This is a genomic window from Streptomyces sp. ISL-10, assembly GCF_018614575.1.
GTDB lineage: Bacteria > Actinomycetota > Actinomycetes > Streptomycetales > Streptomycetaceae > Streptomyces.
In genome coordinates this window covers 21,240-43,727 of record NZ_JAGGOJ010000029.1, presented here as the reverse complement: position 1 = coordinate 43,727, position 22,488 = coordinate 21,240, and the positions used below count along the sequence as shown (strand labels likewise).

22 protein-coding genes and 1 pseudogene are annotated in these 22,488 nt (G+C 69.1%); 6 read left to right on the top strand and 17 right to left on the bottom strand.

All coding sequences use genetic code 11. The features are described from left to right. Nucleotides 1–246: 246 nt before the first annotated feature. The gene (locus tag J7E88_RS28490) at nt 247–621 is read left to right on the top strand and encodes a hypothetical protein (RefSeq protein ID WP_215186108.1); all 375 of its coding nucleotides are present in this window, start codon (nt 247–249) and stop codon (nt 619–621) included. 138 nt (nt 622–759) lie between these two features. Here J7E88_RS28490 and J7E88_RS28485 read toward each other — a convergent pair whose 3' ends face one another. The 10 genes from J7E88_RS28485 to J7E88_RS28440 all read right to left on the bottom strand — a co-directional run bounded on the left by J7E88_RS28485 (nt 760) and on the right by J7E88_RS28440 (nt 10,032). Continuing rightward, the gene (locus J7E88_RS28485) at nt 760–1,068 is read right to left on the bottom strand and encodes an SCO5918 family protein (RefSeq protein ID WP_215186106.1); all 309 of its coding nucleotides are present in this window, start codon (nt 1,066–1,068) and stop codon (nt 760–762) included. 50 nt (nt 1,069–1,118) lie between these two features. Continuing rightward, a complete protein-coding gene (locus tag J7E88_RS28480; protein ID WP_215186104.1) occupies nt 1,119–1,517 on the bottom strand; it encodes a CBS domain-containing protein in 399 nt (132 codons plus the stop codon). A 44-nt stretch (nt 1,518–1,561) separates the two neighbouring features. Beyond that, nucleotides 1,562–3,079, bottom strand: a complete 1,518-nt coding sequence (locus tag J7E88_RS28475) for a DEAD/DEAH box helicase (protein WP_215186102.1) — start codon at nt 3,077–3,079, stop codon at nt 1,562–1,564. A gap of 369 nt (nt 3,080–3,448) precedes the next feature. Beyond that, complete coding sequence (locus J7E88_RS28470; RefSeq protein WP_004986771.1) at nt 3,449–3,652, bottom strand: cold-shock protein; 204 nt, start codon at nt 3,650–3,652, stop codon at nt 3,449–3,451. Nucleotides 3,653–4,082: 430 nt separating this feature from the next. After that, nucleotides 4,083–4,712, bottom strand: a complete 630-nt coding sequence (locus J7E88_RS28465; protein WP_215186100.1) for a hypothetical protein — start codon at nt 4,710–4,712, stop codon at nt 4,083–4,085. Nucleotides 4,713–4,807: 95 nt separating this feature from the next. Further along, on the bottom strand, nt 4,808–5,227 hold the full coding sequence (locus tag J7E88_RS28460; protein WP_215186098.1) for an ATP-binding protein: 420 nt from the start codon (nt 5,225–5,227) through the stop codon (nt 4,808–4,810). A 98-nt stretch (nt 5,228–5,325) separates the two neighbouring features. Then, the gene (locus tag J7E88_RS28455; protein WP_215186096.1) at nt 5,326–6,006 is read right to left on the bottom strand and encodes an LUD domain-containing protein; all 681 of its coding nucleotides are present in this window, start codon (nt 6,004–6,006) and stop codon (nt 5,326–5,328) included. Further along, nucleotides 6,003–7,421: a LutB/LldF family L-lactate oxidation iron-sulfur protein gene (locus tag J7E88_RS28450; protein ID WP_215186179.1), complete on the bottom strand. Its 1,419-nt coding sequence runs from the start codon at nt 7,419–7,421 to the stop codon at nt 6,003–6,005. The genes J7E88_RS28455 and J7E88_RS28450 overlap by 4 nt, the downstream gene beginning before the upstream one ends. Before the next feature lie 20 nt (nt 7,422–7,441). Beyond that, nucleotides 7,442–8,245, bottom strand: coding sequence for a (Fe-S)-binding protein (locus J7E88_RS28445; protein ID WP_215186095.1), 804 nt, complete (start codon nt 8,243–8,245; stop codon nt 7,442–7,444). A gap of 35 nt (nt 8,246–8,280) precedes the next feature. Next, complete coding sequence (locus tag J7E88_RS28440; protein WP_215186093.1) at nt 8,281–10,032, bottom strand: L-lactate permease; 1,752 nt, start codon at nt 10,030–10,032, stop codon at nt 8,281–8,283. Nucleotides 10,033–10,239: 207 nt separating this feature from the next. Between J7E88_RS28440 and J7E88_RS28435 the strand changes: the two genes are divergently transcribed. Further along, entirely contained in the window at nt 10,240–10,998 is a 759-nt protein-coding gene (locus J7E88_RS28435) for a FadR/GntR family transcriptional regulator (protein WP_215186091.1), read from the top strand. Between the two features lie 136 nt (nt 10,999–11,134). Then, nucleotides 11,135–11,271, top strand: a pseudogene (locus J7E88_RS28430) (ATP-binding protein); the annotation flags it as partial. A 119-nt stretch (nt 11,272–11,390) separates the two neighbouring features. Here the strand turns inward: J7E88_RS28430 and J7E88_RS28425 are convergent. The 3 genes from J7E88_RS28425 to J7E88_RS28415 form a co-directional block, all read right to left on the bottom strand. Further along, nucleotides 11,391–11,930, bottom strand: a complete 540-nt coding sequence (locus J7E88_RS28425) for a hypothetical protein (RefSeq protein ID WP_215186089.1) — start codon at nt 11,928–11,930, stop codon at nt 11,391–11,393. A gap of 72 nt (nt 11,931–12,002) precedes the next feature. Next, a complete protein-coding gene (locus tag J7E88_RS28420) occupies nt 12,003–12,968 on the bottom strand; it encodes a hypothetical protein (protein ID WP_215186085.1) in 966 nt (321 codons plus the stop codon). A gap of 517 nt (nt 12,969–13,485) precedes the next feature. Beyond that, complete coding sequence (locus J7E88_RS28415) at nt 13,486–14,100, bottom strand: TetR/AcrR family transcriptional regulator (RefSeq protein ID WP_215186083.1); 615 nt, start codon at nt 14,098–14,100, stop codon at nt 13,486–13,488. Between the two features lie 181 nt (nt 14,101–14,281). Between J7E88_RS28415 and J7E88_RS28410 the strand changes: the two genes are divergently transcribed. Next, nucleotides 14,282–17,068 carry a LuxR family transcriptional regulator gene (locus tag J7E88_RS28410; RefSeq protein ID WP_215186081.1) on the top strand — a complete coding sequence of 929 codons (2,787 nt, stop codon included), beginning with the start codon at nt 14,282–14,284 and terminating at the stop codon, nt 17,066–17,068. Nucleotides 17,069–17,169: 101 nt separating this feature from the next. On the opposite strand, the gene J7E88_RS28405 is transcribed toward J7E88_RS28410, so the two are convergent. The 3 genes from J7E88_RS28405 to J7E88_RS28395 all read right to left on the bottom strand — a co-directional run bounded on the left by J7E88_RS28405 (nt 17,170) and on the right by J7E88_RS28395 (nt 20,057). Continuing rightward, entirely contained in the window at nt 17,170–18,762 is a 1,593-nt protein-coding gene (locus J7E88_RS28405; protein ID WP_308307641.1) for a cation acetate symporter, read from the bottom strand. Next, nucleotides 18,759–19,046, bottom strand: coding sequence for a DUF485 domain-containing protein (locus J7E88_RS28400; protein WP_215186079.1), 288 nt, complete (start codon nt 19,044–19,046; stop codon nt 18,759–18,761). Before J7E88_RS28400 ends, J7E88_RS28405 begins: the two co-directional genes overlap by 4 nt. A gap of 345 nt (nt 19,047–19,391) precedes the next feature. After that, nucleotides 19,392–20,057: a TetR/AcrR family transcriptional regulator gene (locus J7E88_RS28395; RefSeq protein WP_215186077.1), complete on the bottom strand. Its 666-nt coding sequence runs from the start codon at nt 20,055–20,057 to the stop codon at nt 19,392–19,394. 177 nt (nt 20,058–20,234) lie between these two features. On the opposite strand from J7E88_RS28395, the gene J7E88_RS28390 reads away from it, so the two are divergent. Both J7E88_RS28390 and J7E88_RS28385 read left to right on the top strand, forming a co-directional pair. Further along, nucleotides 20,235–20,840, top strand: a complete 606-nt coding sequence (locus J7E88_RS28390) for a carboxymuconolactone decarboxylase family protein (protein ID WP_215186076.1) — start codon at nt 20,235–20,237, stop codon at nt 20,838–20,840. Beyond that, entirely contained in the window at nt 20,833–21,636 is an 804-nt protein-coding gene (locus J7E88_RS28385) for an SDR family NAD(P)-dependent oxidoreductase (RefSeq protein WP_215186074.1), read from the top strand. The genes J7E88_RS28390 and J7E88_RS28385 overlap by 8 nt, the downstream gene beginning before the upstream one ends. A gap of 102 nt (nt 21,637–21,738) precedes the next feature. On the opposite strand, the gene J7E88_RS28380 is transcribed toward J7E88_RS28385, so the two are convergent. Next, on the bottom strand, nt 21,739–22,350 hold the full coding sequence (locus J7E88_RS28380; protein WP_251023347.1) for a DUF4253 domain-containing protein: 612 nt from the start codon (nt 22,348–22,350) through the stop codon (nt 21,739–21,741). Nucleotides 22,351–22,488 lie beyond the last annotated feature (138 nt).

Genomic DNA, 22,488 nt, shown 5'->3' with positions numbered 1-22,488 from the left:
TTCGTCTCTGCCGGGTCTCATTTGACTCCGTCTACGAGAGAAACGTTAGCCGGGTGGCCGCCCCATGTCTACTGTGACGAACATAGATTTTGGGTGCTCGTGGTCGAGGTAATCTGCGCGCGGCTACGGCCGATTCCCCCGGTCGCCCGGTCCGGTCCATCGCACGTGGCGGGAACCGCCACCGCGTCTGCTGCGGCCGGTGGGGGCCCCGCACGACGGGCCTGCCGATGAATAGAATCAGCTCTCATGTCGAACGCTGACGAACTCCTCGTTGACATCGCCGCCATGGTGGAGTCCGAACAGAGCAATCAGATGTCCCTGACCGTGGTCATCGGCGGTGCCGTCATCACCGGACGGCTGGCACCCGAAGCCGTGTGGCGGGAGCGTGTGTCGGAGGTCCTGAGGGACTCGGAACGCCTCCGCCCGTTCTCCGGCGTCTTCTCCGCCGAGCAGACCCAAGGTCGGCCCGAGCGCGGCGAGCCGCCCACTCATCTGCACTTCCACGTCGCCCGGATCCTCCAGGGCAGCGTCGGGATTCCCGAGACGGGCGGGATGTACCGAGTTGCGATCAAGGACGTCAGCGGCTGGACCGTCGGCGACTTCAGTTACTCCGACCACTGAGCCACGGCCACCGGCCCCCCGGGACCGGCCGGTCGGCGCTGTCATCCGACCGGACGCCGAACGCGACAAGGGCTCGACCGGCGTGTGCCGGTCGAGCCCTTGTCGCGTCCTGGTTTCGGCTTTCGCCTCTTCCGCCTGCTACACGGCTGAGGAGTTGCCGAGCAGGGCCGCCGCTTCCTCGAACGGAGTGAGGTCACGCGCGGGCGTGGCGACGGGCTGGGCCCGGCACGTGAAGCCTAGGCGGGTCACGGCCCTGGTGACCTCCCCGGCGGTGAAGTCACGACGGTCCTGCCGGGTGATGACCTCGCCCACTTGCATCACGGGATAGTGGCGGCGGCCGATGATCACGGAGTCCCCCGTGATCGGCTCGGGTCTGACGCCCTTCATCGACGCCAGCACCCCGCTCTTGGACAGGTCGAACGGGAAACGGGCGATGACGCAGCGCATGGTGCCTCACAGTTGGGGGAGAAGGGTCCGGACAGGGGAACGCCGGCAGATCAGCGCGGGAGGGTGAGAACGCCCACGGCGCGACCGTGCTCGTCGACGACGGGCAAGGATCCGAGCCGCCGGTACCGCATCGCACGCTCCGCCTCGACCATCGTGGTCACGGGCGAGGGGAACGGTCCTGCGTCGCCGAGGATGTCCCGCAGACGCACCCGGTCCGTGTAGGCGGAGCTGTCGCGGACGCCGGTGAGCTGGGCCTGAGTGATCAGGCCCGTGCACCGGCCGTCCTCGTCGCTGACGAGCAGGTGCTGCGCATGGGCACCGGCCATGACGGACAGGGCCACCTCCACCGTCATGTCGTCCCAGACCTGCGGTCCGGGCGCGCCCATGGCGTCGACCACAGTCCTGGTGGCGGAACCCGCCGGGCGCGGCTTCATCTGGACCAGCGTCAAAAGTGCCTCCTGCGGAAGTGGGTCAGGGGTCTGTCGCGGAAGTTCTAGGCAGCCGCGTCGAAGACTGACTGCCGCTGAGTCGTGCGGTGCGCCGCCTGACCGGTCCGGCCGTTCCTGGCGGTACGGCCGCGGCGACCACGCGAGGCGGAAGCGCTGCGTCCGGGGCGCTCGGTCACCGGTGCCGTGATGACGACCGGGACGCCCGACGGCGTCCGCGCGCCGGTGATGCGGCTCAGTTCGGCCTCGCCCGAGCGGACCTGGGTGGTGTGCGGGCGGATCCCGGCATCGGACATGAGACGGTTCATGCCGCGGCGCTGATCGGGCGTCACCAGGGTGACGACGAGACCGGACTCGCCGGCGCGCGCCGTGCGGCCCCCGCGGTGGATGTAGTCCTTGTGGTCGCTGGGCGGGTCCACGTTGACCACGAGGTCGAGGTTGTCGACGTGGATGCCGCGTGCCGCGACATTCGTCGCCACCAGAACCGTCACATGCCCCGTCTTGAACTGGGCCAGGGTCCGGTTGCGCTGCGGCTGCGACTTTCCGCCGTGGAGGGCGGCGGCCCGTACTCCGCTGTTCAGCAGATGGCCGGTGAGCTTGTCGACGGCATGCTTGGTGTCCAGGAACATGATCACCCGGCCCTCTCGGGCCGCGATCTCCGTCGTCGCCCGATGCTTGTCCGCACCGTGCACATGGAGCACGTGGTGCTCCATCGTGGTGACCGCACCCGCGGACGGGTCGACGGAGTGGACCACCGGGTCAGTCAGATACCGACGGACCAGAAGGTCGACGTTACGGTCCAGGGTGGCCGAGAACAGCATCCGCTGTCCCCCGGGACGCACCTGGTCCAGCAGCGCCGTGACCTGCGGCATGAAGCCCATGTCCGCCATCTGGTCGGCCTCGTCCAGGACCGTGATGTCGACCTGGCCCAGGCGGCAGTCGCCCCGCTCGATGAGGTCCTTCAGCCTGCCCGGCGTCGCGATGACGACCTCCGCCCCACCTCGCAGCGCACCGGCCTGCTTGCCGATTGACATCCCGCCGACCACCGTGGCCAGCCGCAACCGCACAGAGCGGGCGTAAGGGGTGAGCGCATCGGTGACCTGCTGCGCCAGCTCCCGGGTAGGTACCAGCACCAGGGCCAGCGGCTGCCGGGGCTCGGCCCGCCGGCCGGCCGTACGGGCCAGCAGCGCCAAGCCGAAGGCGAGGGTCTTGCCGGATCCGGTGCGCCCGCGGCCGAGTACGTCACGAACCGCGAGGGAGTTCGGCAGGGTGGCCGCCTGGATCGGGAACGGGACGGTCACGCCTTCGGCGACGAGCGCGGCCAGCAACGGCCGGGGCATGTCGAGATCAGCGAACGCCTCGACGGCGGGCAGCGCCGGGGTGACCGTCACCGGTAGGGCGAACTCGCCCTGGGGAGCAGCGGGACGGCGCACGTAGCCACCGGAACGGCCCGGAGTACGGGAGCGGTTGGAGGCCATGGCACCCGAGCGGCTGCCGCCCTTTCCGGAGTAGGAACCGGCGGTACGGGTGCGGGTGGAACGGTCGTTCGTACGTGTGCGGTTCATGCAGAACCTTCCTCGAAGCGGCACGTACCAAGGAATTTCTGCGGAATGAACGGCGCAGAGAATCGCAAGAACGGGCCAACATGCGAAAGCAGACCGACCGGCGAGGGAATTCTCGGGGTCGAGGCGCTGAAAATTTGGTGGCGCCATCCGGTGCGGAGGGACCGGGCGCCGAGTACGGGGAGCTCTGGACGGACTCGAGGCCCGGAGCCTCGAGTGGAGCATCCGCCGTACGAAGAGGCTGCGGAGCTCTCGAAATCATGCCGCCGGTGAAATCGCCACGGCGTGACAAAGGGGCTGTGCCCTGAAGTGGAACGAGCTGGGGCCCGCACCCAAGGTGCGGGCCCCAGCTACGAACTGTGCGCGTAAGCGTCAGGCGGGAACGATGTTCTCCGCCGTCGGGCCCTTCTGGCCCTGCGCGATGTCGAAGCTTACCTTCTGGCCTTCGAGCAGCTCACGGAAGCCCTGGGCGGCGATGTTCGAGTAGTGGGCGAACACGTCAGCGCCGCCACCGTCCTGCTCGATGAAGCCGAAACCCTTTTCCGCGTTGAACCACTTCACGGTGCCAGTAGCCATTTTTGAATCTCCTTCGGGGCAGTGCATCGGATTCCGCACTGTGCGGAGTCCGCGTCGCCGCGATGATTACCCTGCCCGGGAAATGACCGGAAATACAAAAGCGCACTCGTTGGCGTGTGAAGCCGGTGAGGGCGCTTGAAGTTCTGGGAACCACAACTGCAACTGTTGTCGACAGTAGCACGCCGCGATCGACTGTGCGCGGCGAATGATTTCGCTCCGCCTGTTGTGTCAGAAAACCTCATCAGGTGTTGCGTCGATTTCTCATTTCGCGGGCACAGATATTGGTTGGTCCGGAACACAGCGTCGGCTCGAGGGACGGCGCCTCAGCAGTGCGGTGAGACTCGTCCGGCAGGACCTGGACCCCCTGCCGAGGGCGGGGCAGGGCGGGGCGCCGGGCCCACAGGTCCACTGTCGACCAGGCACAAGCTCGTCAGGGAAGGCCACCCAACCAGCCGGGGGGCCGTGCCGGGAGGGAGGCGGCCGTTTGAGGGGGTTGGGGTGGCTCCTGGGCGGGCGGGGGCTGGGTGGCCTGTGGCGGTCGGGACGGGTGCAGGCCGAACAGCGAACCGGCGGCGGCCGCCAGGCCCGAGGCGCAGCGCACCGATATCCCCTCCGGGACGGCGATCCTGCGCAGCGCCCCGGCGAACGCGTCCTCCACCAGGTCAAGGCGCCAGGACAGGTGGCCCGGCCGAACCGGTGCGCCGCGTGGGCGGCTTGCCAGGGCGGTGAGCACCTCCTGCGCCTTGATCTGCACGAGAGTGCACCTCTCCCACTCCCTCGGCTGTCCAACTGGCCGGATGCTCTCGATCGCGGCGACCGGATTGCCGAAGGCGCCGCTAATCTCGTCGCGGACCCCGGCGTGCCATCCGCTCAACTGGCCCGTCAGCTCCGCATACAGCCCGTCGAGGATCGCCAGCAGACCCGCTGTGCCCGCCGAGAGGTCCGGGGCATCATGGGTACGCCTTCCGCTCGGATGGCTGGTTTCCACAAAGGCCCTGGCCGGGTCAAGGCTCTGCGCGGCGAGTGCGATGGCGGCCTGGCAGGCGTAGTCGGTGGGCATGGGCTTCGTCCCCCCTGTGTTGTGTGGAACCGCTCGTGGGCGGGGGCGGCCTCCGCTGACATGACGAGGAATGAGTCTCCTGGCCGGCGAACTGTTCAACGAGCGGGCGCTGTAGGGGACGAGGCGGAGGTCCCGGATCCGCCGGACGGGGACGAATCCGGGAGAAGTGCCCAGGCACAGGTCCCGGACGGCGTGCTGTGTACTCCACAACGCTGGGCCACTGCGTCCACCAGGTCGAATCCCCGGCCGCCCTCCGCCATGTCGCCCTCCTGGGGCGGAGGCGCGGGGGGCCGCCATCGTCCGCTGTCGAAGACCTCTATCCGCACCTGCGAACGAGAACGGGCCAGCCGCAGTCTCACCTCTGCGGAGCCGCTGTGCCGCACGGTGTTGGTGACGAGCTCGGAGACGACGAGCCGCGCCGCGTCCGCCACCTCGTCACCGATGCGCCAGGCCGCCATGTGCCCCTGCGTGAAGCTTCTGGCACGCGGGACCGCCCACTCCTCGGCAGGCAGCATGCAGAACGCGACGGTGGCGTAGGACCTCTCCGGTCGCTGAACCGGACAGGCCGGCGCCGCTGTCCGGAGACAGCCTGTCCGGCGGTGAAGGGCGGGCATCACGACTCCATGGATCGATCGGGGGGAACAAGGGGATCGCAGATGACGAGCGCCTCCAGCGTGCGCGGTCCGTGCACTCCTTCGACCCGGTCGAGTTCGATGTCACTGGTCGCCGAGGGGCCGGAGACGAAGGTCAGCGGCCGGAGAGGATCCAGCCGGGCCAGGGCCTCCGGCACGGATGCCACGATCTGGTCGGCGCGCACCACACACAGGTGGAAGTCGGGCACCAGCGTCAGGACCCGCCGCCCCTGCCCCGGACCGCCGTCGAGGACGAGCGTGCCGGTGTCGGCGATGGCGGTGGCGACGGTGGTGACCGCGCCGCCGACACGGTCGAGCTCCTCCACGGGCAGCCGCGGTTCGTCGCTCAGCACCCGCTCAGCAGCCAGCCCGGCCTGCCACTGCGGAGGAAACCCCCGAGGCACCACCACAGACCGGGCATCGCGCGCGGAGACGGCTCGCGCGACAGCGGCGGCAACCTGACCGGCCGTCACCAGGCGGACCGACGCTCCGTAGTCGGCCAGTCGTTCCACCAGAAGCCGCACCACGTCCGCGGACCCGGCGGGCGGCGTGCCGCCCGCCGAGTAGCGCCGGTCCACCGGCACGTCCTCGGGGCGTTCACCGTCCGGCACGTCCGCAAGGGCATGGCGGACGCGGGCCAGTACGTCGTCGCGTGCGTTCATCGGTTCCTCCTCCACCAGGCCCGGAAGGTCTCCGCCGGCGGGACAGGGGCGTCGCGGGCTTCGGTCCAGGCGGACAACGGACCGGGCAGGCGGCTGATGCGTCCCCGCCGGCCCGCCAGCCGACCGGCGGCGGAGCCCGCGCGCTGTGCCGCCGCCAGCCGCGACGGGTCGGACAGCATCCAGCGCGCGGCAGCCATGGCCAGCCTCTCCGGTTTCGGCACCCGTCGTCGGCGGCTCTCGTCCACCACCCTGGCGCGCAAATGCACGAGCACTTCCGGGATATTGATCTTGACGGGGCAGACCTCGTAGCAGGCTCCGCACAGCGTCGAGGCGTACGGCAGGGAGCGGTCCACCGCCGATGCAGTGCCACGCAACTGGGGGGTGAGGATGGCGCCGATCGGCCCGGGGTAGACCGATCCGTAGGCATGGCCGCCCGCTCGCTCGTAGACCGGGCAGACATTCAGGCACGCCGAGCAGCGGATGCAGTTCAGCGCCTGACGGCCGATCGGATCAGCGAGGGTGTCGGTTCGTCCGGCGTCCAGGAGCACCAGGTGAAAGGTGCTCGGTCCGTCGTCGCCGGCGGTGCCGGTCCATGTCGAGGTGTACGGGTTCATCCGCTCGCCCGTGGACGACCGCGGCAGGAGCTGCAGGAACACCTCCAGGTCCCGCCAGGTGGGTACCACCTTCTCGATGCCCACCACGGAGATGAGAGTCTCCGGAATCGTGAGGCACATTCGTCCGTTGCCCTCGGACTCCACCACCACCGCGGTGCCGGTGTCGGCGACCAGGAAGTTCGCTCCTGAGACGGCGACTTTCGCCCGCAGGAACTTCTCCCGCAGGTGCCGCCGGGCCGCTTCCGCCAGTTCGTGCGGATCGTCGCTCAGACCGGCGGGCGCCGCCGTGCCGTAGTCGGCCATCGCGCGCAGGAAGATGTCCCTGATCTCGGCCCGGTTGCGGTGGATGGCGGGCACCAGGATGTGAGAGGGGTGGTCCTGGCCGAGCTGGACGATCAGCTCGGCCAGGTCGGTTTCGTACGCGGAGATCCCGGCGTCGGCCAGGGCCTCGTTCAGGCCGATCTCCTGGGTGACCATCGACTTGACCTTGAGCACCTCCCGCTCGCCGGTTGCCCGGACGAGGTCGACGACGATACGGCCCGCCTCCTGGGCGTCGCGGGCCCAGTGCACCTGCCCGCCCGCCGCGGTGACCTGCTCTTCGACCTGCATCAGATAGCGGTCCAGGTGGCGCAGGGTGCGTTCCTTGATGGCGCGCCCTGCTTCGCGCAACTCCTCCCACTCGTCCAGCTCCCCCACGGCGGCAGCCCGCTTCCCTCGGATGGTGCCGGTGGCGTGCGCGAGGTTTCGGCGCAGCTGGGCGTCGGCCAGAGCGCTCTTCGCCGCGTTCGGGAACGTCGGCATGCCGAGGAACGTGGTGTCATTCACAGGGACTTCACCCCTTCCGCGGGGGTCGTGGTGTGCCGGGACGAGGACGACGACGGCGCGTCCGTCGCCGGGTCTTCCTCGGTCGCGGCGAGGATCTCGGCCAGGTGCAGGGTCCGGACGCCGGCGCGCAGCCGGGACAGCACCCCGCCGATGTGCATCAGGCAGGAGTTGTCACCCGCGCACAGCACCTCGGCACCGGTGTGGAGCACGTGTGCGACCTTGTCCGCGCACATCGCCACCGAGGTGTCGGCGTTCTTCAGGGCGAAGGTGCCGCCGAAGCCGCAGCACTGGTCGGCCGCGGTCAGTTCCACCAGGTCGATGCCGCGCACGGCCCGCAGCAGGGCCAGCGGCCTCTCCCCCACGCCGAGCATGCGCAGCGAATGGCATGTCGGGTGGTAGGTGACCCGGTGCGGGAAGTAGGCCCCGACGTCGGTGACGCCGAGTACGTCGACGAGGAACTCGGAGAGTTCGTACACTCTCGGTGCTGACTGAACGGCCGCTGACAGCCCCGCGTCGCCGGACAGTCGGGCCACCCGGCCGTGGTACTCGCGCACCATCGCGGCACACGATCCCGATGGCGTCACCACCGCGTCGTAACCGGCGAAGACCTCGGTGAAGCGGCGCACGAGCGGTACGCACTCACGCTGGTATCCGGTGTTGAAGTGCATCTGGCCGCAACAGCTCTGCTGTTGTGGGAATTCCACCTCGCAGCCGAGCCGCTCCAGCAGCCGCACCGTCGCCCGGCCGGTCGCCGGGAACAGGGTGTCATTGAAGCAGGTGATGAACAGAGCGATCCGCATGGTTCCTCCCGTGCGCGAGAGCGGGGCGGCGGCGGTCACGGGAGCATCCAGGCAAGGACGTTGGACTGAAGGTAGACCAGCACGCACATGACCAGCAGAAGCAGCAGGCTCCACTTGATCGCCCCTCGGAACAGCACCGACTCCCGCCCGACGAGGCCGACCGCGGTGGCGGCGATCGTGAGGTTCTGCGGGCTGATCATCTTGCCGACGACGCCGCCGGAGGTGTTGGCCGCGACGAGAAGTGTCGGGTCCAGGCCGGCCTTGGTCGCGGCGGCCTGCTGAAGGGTCGCGAACAGGGCGTTGGCCGAGGTGTCGGATCCCGTGACCGCGGTGCCCAGCCAGCCCAGGATCGGCGAGAGGAAGGCGAACGCGGCGCCCGTCCCGGCGATCCACGTGCCGATGGTGATGGTCTGGCCCGACAGGTTCATCACGTAGGCGAGCGCGAGGACGGAGGCGACGGTGAGCAGGGCCCAGCGCAGCTTGTACACCGTCGCCGCGAACTCGCGGGCCGCTGCGGCCGGACTCAGCCGGTAGACGGCGGCGACCACCAGCCCGGACAGCAGGAGAAGCGTGCCGGGGGAGGACAGCCACGGGAAGGTGTACACGGTGGTGGCCGAGACCTTGCCCGCCGCCGTGAGCACCTGCCCGTCGAGCCCCGGCCAGCTGATCTTGAGATCGGTAGCCGCGAGGAACTCCTTGAAGGGCGTCCACAGTTTCGCCGCCGAGAACACCGCGATCACGATGAGGTAGGGCAGGAACGCCATGACCACGCGGCCGCCGTTGCCCCCCTTTTCCGTTCCTGCGCGCGGGGCCGGCCGGGTCGCCGTACGCCTGCCGGCACGGCCGGATGCGCCCGAGGGCCTGCCGCTGTCCGCTGCCGCGTCCGATCCGTTGCTCCGCCCCGACCCGCCCTCACTCGACGGTCCCTGCGACTCTCTCTCGGCTCCCAAATCGGCCCTGGCCTGCTCACCACCCCGCGGCTGCCACACGCGGAGGAAGAGGACCACAGCGGCGAGGCCCGCCAGCGAGGCGATGATGTCGGTGAGCTCCACCGAGATGTAGTTGGCGCTCACGAACTGAGCGAGCGCGAACACCACACCGCAGACCAGTGCGACGGGCCAGGTCTGCCGCACGCCGCGGCGACCGTCGACGAGCGCCACCAGCAGAAGCGGCACGAAGAGGGCGAGCAGCGGGGTCTGGCGCCCCACATAGGCGCCGATCTCGGTGTACGGGATCTTGGTGAGATTGCCGGCCGTGATGATCGGGATCGCGATGGCGCCGAAGGCCACGGGTGCGGTGTTGGCGACCAGCACGGTGATCGCGGCTCGCACGGGTGCGAAGCCCAGCGCCATGAGCATGACGCCGGTGATCGCCACCGGGGCGCCGAAACCGGCCAGTGCCTCGAGCAGGCCGCCGAAACAGAAGGCGATGATCACCGCTTGGACGCGCGGGTCGTCGCTGATCAGGCCGAAGGCCCGGCGGAGATCCTCGAATCGGCCGCTGACGACCGTCAGCTGGTAGAGCCAGATGGCCGTGACAACGATCCACATGATCGGGAAGAGGCCGAATGCCGCGCCTTGGCTCGCGGACAGCAGGGCCAGGTCAGCGGGCATCGCGTAGACCGCCACAGCGACGACGATCGCCACGGCAAGGGATGCGAGGCCGGCCCAGTGGGCCTTCAGTCGCAGCCCACCGAGAAGGACGAAGAGAGTGAGCAGGGGTAGAGCGGCGACGAGCGAGGAGAGCGCGAGGCTGTCGGCGAGGGGAGAGAGATCGGGGAGATACATGCGACCCTCACATTCGGAGTTTGGTCAGACCATGCTTTGGATATCTCAAACGTTAGGCACCCCACTGGACGTCTGTCCAGGGGTACGCCGACAGAAATTGGCTTGGTCCGACCAAACGTCGGACTCCTCAAGCTATGATCGGAAAGGCAAAGCACGGGGAATCACCCCACGCAGTAATGCGACCGACACAGGGTGAGAGGGCCTTCCATGGCTGAGACGACCGCGGCCTGGGAGCCGGTGCCCCGCTCCCGGACCTTCGAGCTGGTACTCGCCCGGATCGAGGAGCAGATCCTCGCCGGCAACCTGGGCGTGGGAGACCGGCTGCCGCCCGAGCGCGAGCTGGTCGAACTCCTCGGCGTGAGCCGGGCCGCCGTCCGGGAAGCCCTGCGCGTGCTGGAAGCCCAGGGAGTCCTCAGGGCCCGCGTGGGCACCGGACCGGCATCGGGCAGCGTGATCGCCGCCATGCCCAGCGAGGGACTCACCCAGTTGCTTCGGCTGCACATGGCGCTGGCCAACTTCCCGCTCGCGGACGTCGTCGAGGCCCGAGCCACGCTGGAGCGGTCGAGCGCCCGCCTCGCGGCCGAACGCGCCACCGAAGACGATCTCGCACGGATACACGCTCCGCTCGCCCGCATGGACGAGGCAGGACTGCCCCGCGAGGAGTTCAACGACTGCGACACCGATTTCCACGTCGCCATCGCCGAGGCCGGAGGCAACCGGCTGATGGCCGACATGACCATCGCCGTCCGCAATGCCGTCCGGCACACCCTCCTCACCGCGTTCCACAAGATCTCCGACTGGGAAGCGGTCGCCGCCCGCCTGCGGGCGGAGCACCACGCCATCCACGACGCCATAGTCGAACGCGATGCCGAGCGAGCAGGCAACCTCGTGGAGGCGCACATCCGCGGCTTCCACCGCGACATCGTTCGCGCGGTCCTCGAGACCGAAGAAGCCGGGAGGCCATAGACCTGGAAGGTGTCGACGACTCCAGGCGCGAGGCTCGCCTCGTGTGCTCCACCGTGGCCGGCACGGTGGTGGTGGCGGTGACGAAGACCGCGCCGAGCGGCAGGTAACAGTCGGCTCTCGCCGTGCGGTCCCGGACCCGCTGCTCGGGGATCCAGGCACCGGCAAGTCCCACGTGCTGATCGCCTTGGGCACCGGGGCCGCGATGCAGGGCTACCGCGTCCGCTGCACACTCGCCACGAGCTGGTCAACGAGGTGGTCGAGGCAGTCGGCGAGAGCAGCTGAACAAGAACCGCATCATGCGCAGTTCGCCCCGTCGACGATGGCTCGTAGTTGCTGATCGCCGACGGGACGGTTTCGCCAGTGGTCAGAAGCGCCGATCAACCCCCGCGTCCTCACGACTGGCTGTTGAGGAATCCGATCCCCACCGCTCCCCACCACCCCAACTGCGAGAGGACGGCTGAGATCCCGAGGCGCACCAGCAGTCGCCGCGTCGCCCCCTCGTCTCCCTGCTCCTGCAGAGTCCGGTGCAGCGCCTGCGCATGCACCCCGTTGATCGCGATCAGCAGGACCAGTGCCAGTTTGACCCGAATGAGCGCGGCGGCTGGATCGGGGCCGAGGACGACGCCGCTCAGCACCATGCCGGCCAGACCCGTCCAGACGAGCAGATGCAACGGTGCGGCGAAGTCCAGTACCTGGCTCAGGGTCCGCTTGCCGCACAGCCACAACAGGCCGTAGTAGTCGATGGTCAGCACCGAGCCCATTCCCAGGACGAGTGCCCCCAGGTGCACGAAGAGCGCCGCCGTCCGCAGGCCGGGGCCGGCCTCCACCCGCGTGGCGACCCACACACTGGCCGCCCAGACCAGGAAGACCAGGACGTCGGCGGGCCAGAGCAGCCGCCGGGGAACCGAGCCGCGTGATCGACCGAGGCTCATGAGATCACCTCTTGTGGTGGCGGCGCGGTGGGGCGGGCATCAAGGCCCATCCCACCGCGCCGCGCGGCCTGTTCAGTCCTTGGCCACCCAGCCGACCATGATCCCCATGACGTCGTCGTGCACGTGCCCTTCGATCTCGTACCTGCTGGTGATCTTCAAGAGGTCACCCCGTTCGATCCTGCCGAGCGCGTTCCCGCTGCACGGTGGCATGTCGGAGATCTCGGTGTGCCCGTGGGGATCGATGAACTCGGGACTGCCGCCCTCCTCGGCCACGATCTTGCACAGGAGTTTGCCGGTCGTCAGGTTCTGGGTCCACACGGAGTGGCCTCCGTGGTGGAGGTGCCCACGCATGTGCACCAGCTTTCCGGAAATGGTGGACCGCCACTGCCGGGTTTTCTCACTGACGCCCTCGGGGGCGTCGTACACGCTGCCGAGGCAGCCGCCTGCATCCATCCAGATCGGTGTGACCGGCTTGAGTCCGGAACCCGTCGCGGACTCATGGGTGAAGGTGACGGAAATGTAGACCTCCTTGCTCTGCGGCGCGTGGTTCATGAGGTCGTACAGCATGTTCCACCGTTCACCCTTCCCGACCTTGACGCCGTAGCCAGACGGCAGGACGCTTTCCACCCGCTCGTTGCCGGTGGCGAATATCCGCTGTGGACCGTTGCATACGACGTCGCGTTTCCAGTGGTTGCCGAACACCGCGTGGTGCAGCATCGGTCCGGTGTTCACGTTGGCGTTTGATCCGTCCGCGTAGACGAGATTGGGCTTGAAACCCGTGATGAAGCAGTCGTCGCACGGCTTTGGGACGTTCAGCATGAGCCGGTTCCCGGTCTCTCCGTGGTCGTGTCCGTCCGTAGCCGGGATGGTGAACGGCCCGTACCGTACGGTCGTCGTCTGTACGCCGGTGGCTTGCTGCTGGGCCGGTGCGGCTTGCCGGGCGGCTGCGGTGGTCGTGGGGAGCGCGGTAACGGCCAGCACTGCGCCGGCTGTTAAAGCGGTGGTGACGGCTGTAAGGGCCGGCCTTGACTGAGACACGATGTCCTCCTTGTGAGGGGCCAGTCGGCGAATTTCGGCGGCGCGCGTCCGAGGACCGAAGCCGCGGCTTGCCAGGAAAAGGATCTGCAAATCGATCCGCTGTGCGATGGGAGGTCATTGCGATGGCAGCAGGACCAAGGTGGAGCTGTTGCAGAGCCTGCACCCGCTGCTTTCCGCGTTCCGGTCCGCAGACGATGGGGCGGTAGGAACGGTTTCCGGTATCACCCTCTGCGACTTGAACCGAAGAGTGATGGGCGGCCTTTCCCCTGTCAACAGGCCGGAAGAGCACCGGAAATCGGGAATTCTCCTGCCGTGTCACTGACCAGCATGTTCGGGGAGCTCTCGGCCGGTCTCACCAGTGCGACACCGGCGACTTCGCCGATTCACCCGGCGGCCCGCCGGTGACGTCCGACCTCTGCCCTGGTGCGGCCGACAGCCGTGGGCTACAGGCCCGCCGTCGTACATGAGTTGTGCCGGGGCGGGGCGCCTTCCCCCGAGAGGTGATCAGAGGAGGTGATCAGCCGGTGGGGCCGGTCGCCAGTCCGGCGAACAGGCGATGTATGGAGGCGGTCCAGGCGTCGTGGTCCGGGCCCTTGACGTCGAGTGAGGTGAGGACGTCCATCCCGAGAGACACCGACAGCACGAGGCGGGCACAGAGCGCGGGATCGATGTCGGCGGTGAGCGAGCCGTCCTGCTGGGCGAGTTCGGCCAGCTCCGTCAAGGACTTCTCGGCTCGGTACAGGGCGGCGTGGACCTTGCGGGCGACCTCCCCGTCCCGCCTGGCCGCGGCGAGCGCCTCGCTCACCAGCGGTGCCCAGGAACGCTGGTGAGGGTCGGAGTGATACGTGATGATCAGCTGGAGCACGTCGGCGGGGGCTGCCCCTTGGTTGAGTGCCCGGCCGAGTTTGCGCCCGGCGGCGGCAAGACCGTAGTCGACCGCCTCGGCGAGCAACTCCGCCTTGTTCCGGAAGTTGCCATAGATGGCGCCGGTGGAGAGCCCGGCACGACGGGCTATGTCCTGCACGCGCGCGCGATCGTAGCCCTGCTCACCGAATTCCTGGACTGCTGCCTCGATCAGTCGTTCGCGAATCACGGTGCTCGACGGCCTTGCGAGGGAATCAGGCTCTGCCACCGCCCCAGCGTAACCGGGCCGGCCCCCGGACACATGGGCCGCAGGCGTACGGGGACCGGTCGGTCCGGCGTTCGCGGGTCTGGGGGCGTGATTCGGACAATCGCCCCTCGGCCGGTTGTGTTTCAGGGAGAGAATAATCATTATTCTCGACCAGAGACAGCGAGCCGGGAGGCGTACGTTCATGACGTACGGCGCCGAGAACCCCATCGTCGGCAGGCGGAACGAGCGCCGAGAGCTTGTGGCGAGGCTCGAGGCCTGCCGCAGGGGGGACGGCGGGGCACTGCTGCTGACGGGGAATCCGGGGATCGGCAAAACCGCGTTGCTCCGCTACGCGACGCACCTGGAGCACGACATCTGGACGCTCTGCGCCGACGGTGTGCAGGCGGAACAGACCCTCGGCTACGGAGCGGTTCAACGACTCGTCCGGCCGCTGGCCGGCGACCTCCGCGGGGTGCCGCCGCCCTGCCGGCAGGTCGCTGAGCGACTGCTTCGCGGTCTGGTCCCACCCCCGGCGGAGCGGTCACTCGTCCCGGTCGCCCTGCTGGAGCTCCTGGCGACCGCAAGCGGCAGGCGTCCGGTGCTGGTCCGTGTCGACGACCTGCAGTGGGTCGACGCGGAGTCCCGGTACGCCCTCGGCTTCGTGGCCCGCAGGATCAGCACCGAACGCGTGGTGATCCTCGCCGCGACGGACGGCGACGCGGCCGCACTGATGCCAGGTGTGCCGGTGCTCCACCTCCTGGGCATGAACGACCGCGACTGCCTGCGGCTGATCGCGCGATACCAGCCCTCTCCGGTGGCGCCCGCCGTGCGCGAGGTGCTCGTCCACACGGCCGGTGGCAACCCCCTCGTCCTGCTCGAGCTGCTGCGGACACTGGACCCCGCTCAGCTCAGCCAGCTCTTCCGGCTGCCCGACCCACTGCCGTTGGGACCGTGCCTCGCGCATCTCAGACTCGGTCCGTTCCGTCGCCTTCCCGAGGACTGCCGGCGGCTGCTGGTGCTGCTCGCCGCCGAACCGCGCCTGGATCTCCCGTCCCTGTTCCGCGTGGCGCTCCAGGTGGGCATCACCCCGGCGGCCCTGAAACCCGCCGTGGCCGGGGAGCTGGTCACCGTGGACCAGGCCACCGTCTCCTTCCGTCGCGCCGACCTTCCCGACGCCATCTACCGTGGTGTGGACCTGACCGATCGGCACTGGGCGCACACGCTGCTGGCTCGCGTGTTCGCCGACACCGACGACCACCGCCGTTGGTGGCATGAGGCCGCACTGCTGCCGGGCGCCGACGCCCACCTGGCCGACGAGTTGGAGCGCCAGGCCACCCAGGCCCGCCGACGGGGCGAGTACGCCCACGCCGGGGCGCTGATGGCACGCTCGGCCGAACTGACAGTTGAGGATGCCCACCGGGGAACCCGCTTGCTCGCCGCGGCCGATGTCGGCAGGCGCTCCGGGCGGCTGCGGCACGCCGCACGCCTGCTGGAGCGGGCAAAGACCCTGGTCGGTGCGGACGCGATGTCCGTACGGGGACACATCGCCTACCTGCACGCAGTGATCTCGCAGCACTGCGCAGCGGCACCTGATGCCTGCGACCGCATGATGGACGCCGCCGACGCGCTCGCCGGCGCCGACCCCGCCCTCGCGGTCAAGGCGCTGGTGGCCGCAGGGGAGACAGGGCTGCATGCCGGAGACACGGCCTCGCTGGTGCGGGCCGGCGAACGCGTGCCGGCCGTACTCGACGCCTCTTGTGAACCAGTCCAGCCGGAGACCCGATGGTCTGCCGGCATTCTCCTGGCGGTCGCCGATTCCTTTCAGGACCGGCTTCGGGAGGCGGTGCCCCGGCTGCGCGAACACCTGGCGGCCGCCACGTCGATGGACGATCCCGTTCTCCTCGTATGGGGATCCCAGGGAGCGCTCTTCGTCGCCGACGACCTACGCGCCCGTTCGCTGGCCACCCGCGCGGTGGCCCGGGCACGCGAGGAACGGGACACACCGACCATGGCGTACGCCATGCAGTACCTCGCCTACCCCGAATGCTGGCTGAACGGGCCGGAGGCGGCGACGCTCACCGCTACCGAGGCACTGCGGCTGGCCCATGAGACGGGCCAGCTCCACTGCGTCCGCACCCTGATGGGGATGCTGATGCTCGCCGCCGGACTCGCCGGGGATGCCGAGACCTGCGAGCAGTACGCGGACCGCGTCGTCGGCGATGCGGCGGCAGGCGTCGGACTCGCCCCCGCCCTCGGCCTGTGGGGCCTGGCCCACCTCGATCTCGCCTCGGGGAACTGGAGCGAAGCCGCAGCCAGGCTGCATCGGCTGACCAGGACCAGGCAAGGACACCCGGGTATCGCGCTCGAGGCCGCGCCCACCTATGTGGAGGCCGCCGTCCGTGCCGGTCACCGTCCTCGGGCAGAGCGGGCCGCGGCGAGTTTCATCCGGTGGGCCGAGGCGATAGGCCGGGGGTGGCCGGCGGCCCTTGCGGCGCGCTGCCGTGCGCTCCTTGAAGCGGACCACGCAGAGGAGCACTTCCGGCTCGCCCTGCACCTGCACCCACCCGGTGATCGTGAGCTGGAACGGGCCCGCACAGCCCTGCTCTACGGCGAACACCTCAACCGCGAGCGCCGGCGCGCGGACGCCCGTGCCCATCTCCGGGAGGCGGCAGAAGTCTTCCGGAGACACCGGGCACGGCTGTGGCTCGACCGAACGCGCGCCGAGCTGCGGGCCGCTGGTGACGACGGGCCGACCGAGGACACGGACTCCGCCGGGCCGAGCAGCGCGACAGGAATGCTGACATCCCGTCAACACCAGATCATCCTGCTCGTGGCGAAGGGAGCGACCAACAAGGAGGTCGCCGCCCGCTTGTGCCTGAGCCCGCGCACGGTCGACTACCACCTGCGACGCATCTTCGAACGCCTGGGCGTCACTTCGCGTGCCGACCTGATCCGCCGTTTCGCGACCAAGCCGGCGCCCCGTACATGACCTGCGACGAGGACGCGGCTTGCGACCTCCTCATCGCTGCCTCGCCGACCAAGCCGTCGCCCCCCTCGCCACGGTGATGTCGCCTCGCGCCGCGCTGCGATTCACGAGGCGTCGCTGCCTACGAACATGCGGTGTTCGAAGGCGGACCGGGCGGCCCGCTGGGGCTTCTCCCTGCTGAGCACGGAGCCGAGCCATCCGAGCATGAAGGCGAGAGGGATGGAGACGATGCTCGGATACCGCAGCGGGAAAACGGCGAAGTCCAGGTCGGGGAACAACGCCGTGGGGGTTCCGGAGACGGCGGGAGACAACACGGCCAGAGACACCGAGCAGATCAAGCCGCCGTAGATGCTCCACACCGCTCCGGTGGTCGTGAAGCCCCGCCAGTACAGGCCGTACAGCAGCGCGGGGAGGACGGCTGAGGCGGCGACCGCGAAGGCCAGTCCGGCGGCGAAGGAGACGTTGATACGCGAGGCCCACAGGGCAAGGGCCGTCGCCGCGGAGCCGATCAGCACCACCGATACCCGGGCCACCAGCACTTCCTGGAACTCGGTGGCGCGCCCTTTCCTGATCACCACGCCGTAGATGTCGTGCGCCACCGAGGTCGCCGCGGCGAGGGCGACGCCCGCTACGACCGCCAGGATGGTGGCGAACGCCACGCAGGCCATCAGGGTGAGCAGCGGCGACCCGCCGAGGGCGTCGCTCAGCAGCAGTGTGGCTGTGTTCCCCGAGGAGTTCCCCGTCATGACCTCTTGCGGGCCGACCAGGGCCGCTGCGCCGAACCCCAGGACCCCGGCCGTGACACAGAAGACGCAGGTCAAAACGGCCGTCCACTGGACGGACTTCCGGGCGGCTCGTGCGGTCGGCACCGCTCCCAGGCGTAGCAGAAGGTGCGGTAGGCCTGCGGCGCCAAGCACCGCGCCCAGTTGCAGGCTCAGTCCATCCAGCGTGGCGGCGGCACCTCCCTGGGACCGTGCTCCCGGCGCCAGGAAGCGTTCGCCGACGCCGCTGCGCTCGGCCGCGGCCCCGAGCAGATCACTGGGATTCCAACCGAACTCCGCCAGCACCAACAAAGCCAGGAACGCGCTGGCGACCAGCAGAAAGGCCGCCTTGAAGCACTGCACCAGGGTCGCACCGTGCATACCGCTGAGGGCCACATAGATGATCATCAGGACGCCGAGGAACAACATCAGGAGGTTCTGGGCGGCCACTCCGGAGATGCCGAGCAACGGGGCGGCGAGGGACCCGGCCCCCACCAGCTGGGCCGTCAGATAGAAAAGGGAGATCACCAGGGTGGCGAGCCCCAGGGCCAAGTGCACGGGGCCAGGGCGCAGATGGTGCGCGAGGACGTCACCGACCGTGTAGCGGCCGGTGTTGTGAAACGGCTCGGCGATCAACAGGAGGATCACTGCCCAGGCGACGATGGGGCCCAGCAGGTAGGGGATGCCGTCGAACCCGGCCAGGGCGATCAGCCCCGGGGTGCCCAGCAACGTCGCGGCGGAGATGAAGTCGCCGAACAGGGCTATGCCGTTGCGCGAGGAGGACAGCTTGCGACCGCTGACGAAGAAGCGGCGGGGCGTGTCCGTCTCGGAGGCGTCCATCAGGGACATGAGCACGACACCGACGACGAAGACCGCGAAGACGGTGAGGACGAGTCCCGTGCGGTTCTCCTGCGCGAGTACGGAGGCCGCGTTCACCGCTCCTCCCCTCGGAATCCGAGCCCCGCACGTGCCCTCTCGACCAGCGGATCCAGGGTGGTGCCGGCGTAGCGCGCGTACCACCGGCAGGCCGCCAGCGTGGTGCCGCACTGCAGCAGCGCCAATCCGAGCCCGAGGTTCAGGTGGCCGACGAGTTTGACCGCCATCACGTCACCCGCCGTGCTCGCCAGGAGCGCATTGATCAGGTAAAGGCCGAGCACGGCGGTGGCGACGGGGAAGACCTTGGAACGGCGCGCGGCGCGCAGCTCCGCGAGGGCGGTCATCACCTCTGGCGTGACGCCCACTTCCTGGCGAGGCCCGGCGGCGTAAGTCGGCGGTCTCCTGCGTGGCTCTAGGAACTCGTAGGACGGTCCATCGAATCCAGGGGGCGGCTCATGGCTCCCGTACACGACATCAACTCCTCACTGCAAGCGGTGGCGTCAGGTCGTGGCAGGGCCAAGATCGCCTTTAACCGAACGCCGTTCGGTTCGGGGGAGCCTAGAGTGGACCACGACGCCGGACAAGGCGTCGGCGGGAAGTCGGTGTAACGGAAAGGCAGCGGGGGCCAATCGCTCGGACGAGGAGTCGGCCGCGGGGTCAGGCGCTCGGACGAGGAGTCGGCCGCGGGGTCAGGCGCTCGGACGAGGAGTCGGCCGCGGATCCTGGCGTGACACGACGCGCTCATGGAGGCGGCCGAGGCCGTCCAGGAACATCTCCAGGGCCAGTTCGAAGCTGTCCCGGTCGATCGTGTCGGCATGGTCGGGCAGACGGTGGGCATCGGTCAGCTGCGCATACCGCTCGACGTATACCTGCACGTCGTCGTCGAACCCGCGGGAGAAGGAGGTCATCGCCGATCCGATGACCAGGTACTTGGTCGAGGCTCCGATCATCGTGGCGTAGCGCGGGGGCCATCCGGCGCCGACCAGCCCGCCGTGCACGGCGTCGGCACGCCGCAGCGAGGCCTCACGGCGGGCCGGACCGTAGGCGAGGAACGGCACGATGTGGGGATGGGCGGCGATAGCCGCGCGGTAGGACCGGGCCCAGGACGCCACCCCGTGCCGCCAGTCGCCGGTTTCGAAACCGGAGACGTCCACGCCCTCCATGATGGCGTTGGCGACCTCGTGGAGGACGTCGTCCTTGGTCTTGACGTGCTCGTAGAGCGAGGAGACCTGGACGCCGAGCTCTCGGGCGAGCTTGCGCATCGACAACTCGGCGAGCCCGTCACGGTCCACGATGGCCAGCGCCGCGGCGCAGATCCGCCCCCGACTGAGGATCGGCCTGGTCGGTCGGGCCACCGCTGCACCCCCGCATCGCTCCGCGCTCCGCCCTTCGTAGCGCCGTGACTTTGCCGCTCACGGTACCCGCAGTTCGATAACCGAACATCACTCGGGGCTAAATCGACCAACCGGCAGGTTCACTTGCTAAGCGTTCAGCCAGTCTCCTATGGTGAGTACCTCATGTGGGAGGTCGCCATGTCAGAGCGCCACGAACTCGACGCGCAGACTCGCCCGCGGCTGATGCCGCTGCCCGAGGAGCACTGGGATGCAAGGGCCCGGAAGCTGCTGGCCGTCGCACCCCGCGACCCAGGGGGCCGGGTCCCCAACATCTTCACCACGCTCGTGCGCCATCCCGACCTCTACGAGCAATTCATGCCCTTCGGAGGCCAGTTGCTCCGCAGGGGCCGACTACCGGAACGACTCCGCGAGTTGCTGATCCTGCGCACGTCCCGCAACACCGGCGCCCGGTACGAGTGGGGCCGGCACCTCCCGCTGGCGAAGGCAGCGGGCGTCACGGATGCGGACATCGACCGCATCACCGAAGGAACGGAAGCGCACGGCTGGACGGACCTCGAGGAACACCTGATGCGGGCTGCGGACGAGTTGCACAGCGATGCAAGGCTGTCCGAGGCCACCTGGGAGGCCCTGGCCGGGTACTTCGACGACGCCGAGCTGATCGAGATCGTCATGCTGGTGGGGCAGTACCACATGGTGGCCTTCTTCCTGAACACCGCCGGTGTGGAACTGGACCCCGGTTTCGAGAGGATGGGCTTCACGGAAGGGGGCCGGAACCATGCGTGAAGGGCACCTCGAGCAGCCGTCCCGTCGCCTGGCCGGCCGCAAAGTGCTGGTGGTGGGCGCGGGCACCCGCCCCGACGACGACCCGCGGGCACCTGTCGGCAACGGCCGTGCGATCGCCGTCCTCGCCGCCCGGGAGGGCGCCGATGTGGCCTGCGCCGACGTGTCCGCCCCGGCGGCGGCCGCAACCGCCGAACTGGTCAGCTCCGCAGGCACCTTGAGCGTCACCGTGGTAGGTGACGCCACGGATGCCGAGCAGTCGGCCGCCATGGTCGCCGAGGCGGTCCGCGGGCTGGGGGGACTGGATGCGCTTGTGGTCAACGTGGGCGTGGGTCTCGGCACCGGCCTGAAGGGCTCGTCACCCGAAGACTGGGACCAGGTGCTCTCCCTGAATCTGCGTGCGCCCTTCCTGGCCGCCAAGCACGCCCTGCCGGCGATGGCCGACGGAGGCGCCGTCGTCTTCATCGGGTCGGTCGCAGGATTGCGCGCCGCCACGAACTCGCCGGCCTACGACAGTTCCAAGGCCGGCCTGTTCGGGCTCACCCGCCATGTCGCCAAGGAGGCAGGCGCGCGCCGGATCCGGGCCAACCTGGTCGTCCCCGGCCTGATCGACACCCCCATGGGACGGCAGGCCTCGGCCGGGCGAGCATCCCGGACGGCCTCGTTCGAGCGCATCCCGTTGGGCCGCCAGGGCACCGCCTGCGAGGTCGCGGAGGCCGTCACGTTTCTGCTCTCCGACCGCGCCTCCTACATCACAGGCCAGAGCCTGGTGGTGGACGGCGGACTCAGCGCCGTATGACGCGCGCCCGGCGCTGCGAACGCAAGCCCGAGCACTTCCTCGCCTTCGCAGGCATCGCCGCCGCACTGATCTGCCACCGCCGCCTCGTCGAGTAGAGGACCCTCAATCCCACCAGAACCGCCATTCACGACACTTCATGAGCTCCTCGTGGTACGTGGACCAGTCAAGATCGGGGTCCTCGTAGAAGACGTCCGGGCAGGCGAGGTAATGCTCCGCGGTGAGGACTCGGGCCTGATAGACCTCTGTCGGCGGAGCGGCAACCGAGAGATACACGCTTCCGTGACCAAGGCCCACGACACGGACACCAAACCGGTCCTCCCAGGAGCGCAGCACTGCCGACAACTCCTGGACGGTCATGTGATTTGTCATCCCGAGCCAGCTCAGGGCAGCGGGCGCATCGGCGCCCCGCGAGACCTGGACGAGGGCGAGACAACGGGCTCGGCCGTCGTGGACTACTGCCGTCGCCAGTGCCTCCGCGCACACGTCGATGTCAGTCACCGGCGCGGCAGGCGCCGCGAGGCCCGGCCACTCCTCGAAAGGTGGCCACGCTTCGTCCGTCCACTTGCTCGTGAAGTACGAGGCAGCGTCGGCAGCAGCCCCGTAGTCACCACCCACAGGCTCGAATGAGTCGTCGGGGTACTCAAGCAGCAGCGGGTACAGACCGGTTTCAGAGCGCCGGCGGTGCAGCCGTTTCCACCAGTCGGCCGCGCCCATGACCGGTCCGTCGCTCATCCACACCACCGGATGCGGAGTATGACACGGCCCCATCAGCCTGCCAGACGGCAGATCGTCCAGCAGTTGTTTGAGGTCTTCACTCAAAGGATCGGGCATGACCAAAATCTACGCGGCACC

Coding starts and splice junctions, on each gene's coding strand:
- J7E88_RS28490 (WP_215186108.1), top strand. CDS start 247: ATGTCGAACGCTGACGAACTCCTCGTTGACATCGCCGCCATGGTGGAG.
- J7E88_RS28485 (WP_215186106.1), bottom strand. CDS start 1,068: ATGCGCTGCGTCATCGCCCGTTTCCCGTTCGACCTGTCCAAGAGCGGG.
- J7E88_RS28475 (WP_215186102.1), bottom strand. CDS start 3,079: ATGAACCGCACACGTACGAACGACCGTTCCACCCGCACCCGTACCGCC.
- J7E88_RS28470 (WP_004986771.1), bottom strand. CDS start 3,652: ATGGCTACTGGCACCGTGAAGTGGTTCAACGCGGAAAAGGGTTTCGGC.
- J7E88_RS28465 (WP_215186100.1), bottom strand. CDS start 4,712: ATGCCCACCGACTACGCCTGCCAGGCCGCCATCGCACTCGCCGCGCAG.
- J7E88_RS28460 (WP_215186098.1), bottom strand. CDS start 5,227: ATGCTGCCTGCCGAGGAGTGGGCGGTCCCGCGTGCCAGAAGCTTCACG.
- J7E88_RS28455 (WP_215186096.1), bottom strand. CDS start 6,006: ATGAACGCACGCGACGACGTACTGGCCCGCGTCCGCCATGCCCTTGCG.
- J7E88_RS28450 (WP_215186179.1), bottom strand. CDS start 7,421: ATGCCGACGTTCCCGAACGCGGCGAAGAGCGCTCTGGCCGACGCCCAG.
- J7E88_RS28445 (WP_215186095.1), bottom strand. CDS start 8,245: ATGCGGATCGCTCTGTTCATCACCTGCTTCAATGACACCCTGTTCCCG.
- J7E88_RS28440 (WP_215186093.1), bottom strand. CDS start 10,032: ATGTATCTCCCCGATCTCTCTCCCCTCGCCGACAGCCTCGCGCTCTCC.
- J7E88_RS28435 (WP_215186091.1), top strand. CDS start 10,240: ATGGCTGAGACGACCGCGGCCTGGGAGCCGGTGCCCCGCTCCCGGACC.
- J7E88_RS28425 (WP_215186089.1), bottom strand. CDS start 11,930: ATGAGCCTCGGTCGATCACGCGGCTCGGTTCCCCGGCGGCTGCTCTGG.
- J7E88_RS28410 (WP_215186081.1), top strand. CDS start 14,282: ATGACGTACGGCGCCGAGAACCCCATCGTCGGCAGGCGGAACGAGCGC.
- J7E88_RS28400 (WP_215186079.1), bottom strand. CDS start 19,046: ATGACCGCCCTCGCGGAGCTGCGCGCCGCGCGCCGTTCCAAGGTCTTC.
- J7E88_RS28390 (WP_215186076.1), top strand. CDS start 20,235: ATGTCAGAGCGCCACGAACTCGACGCGCAGACTCGCCCGCGGCTGATG.
- J7E88_RS28385 (WP_215186074.1), top strand. CDS start 20,833: ATGCGTGAAGGGCACCTCGAGCAGCCGTCCCGTCGCCTGGCCGGCCGC.
- J7E88_RS28380 (WP_251023347.1), bottom strand. CDS start 22,350: ATGGGCGCGGCCGACTGGTGGAAACGGCTGCACCGCCGGCGCTCTGAA.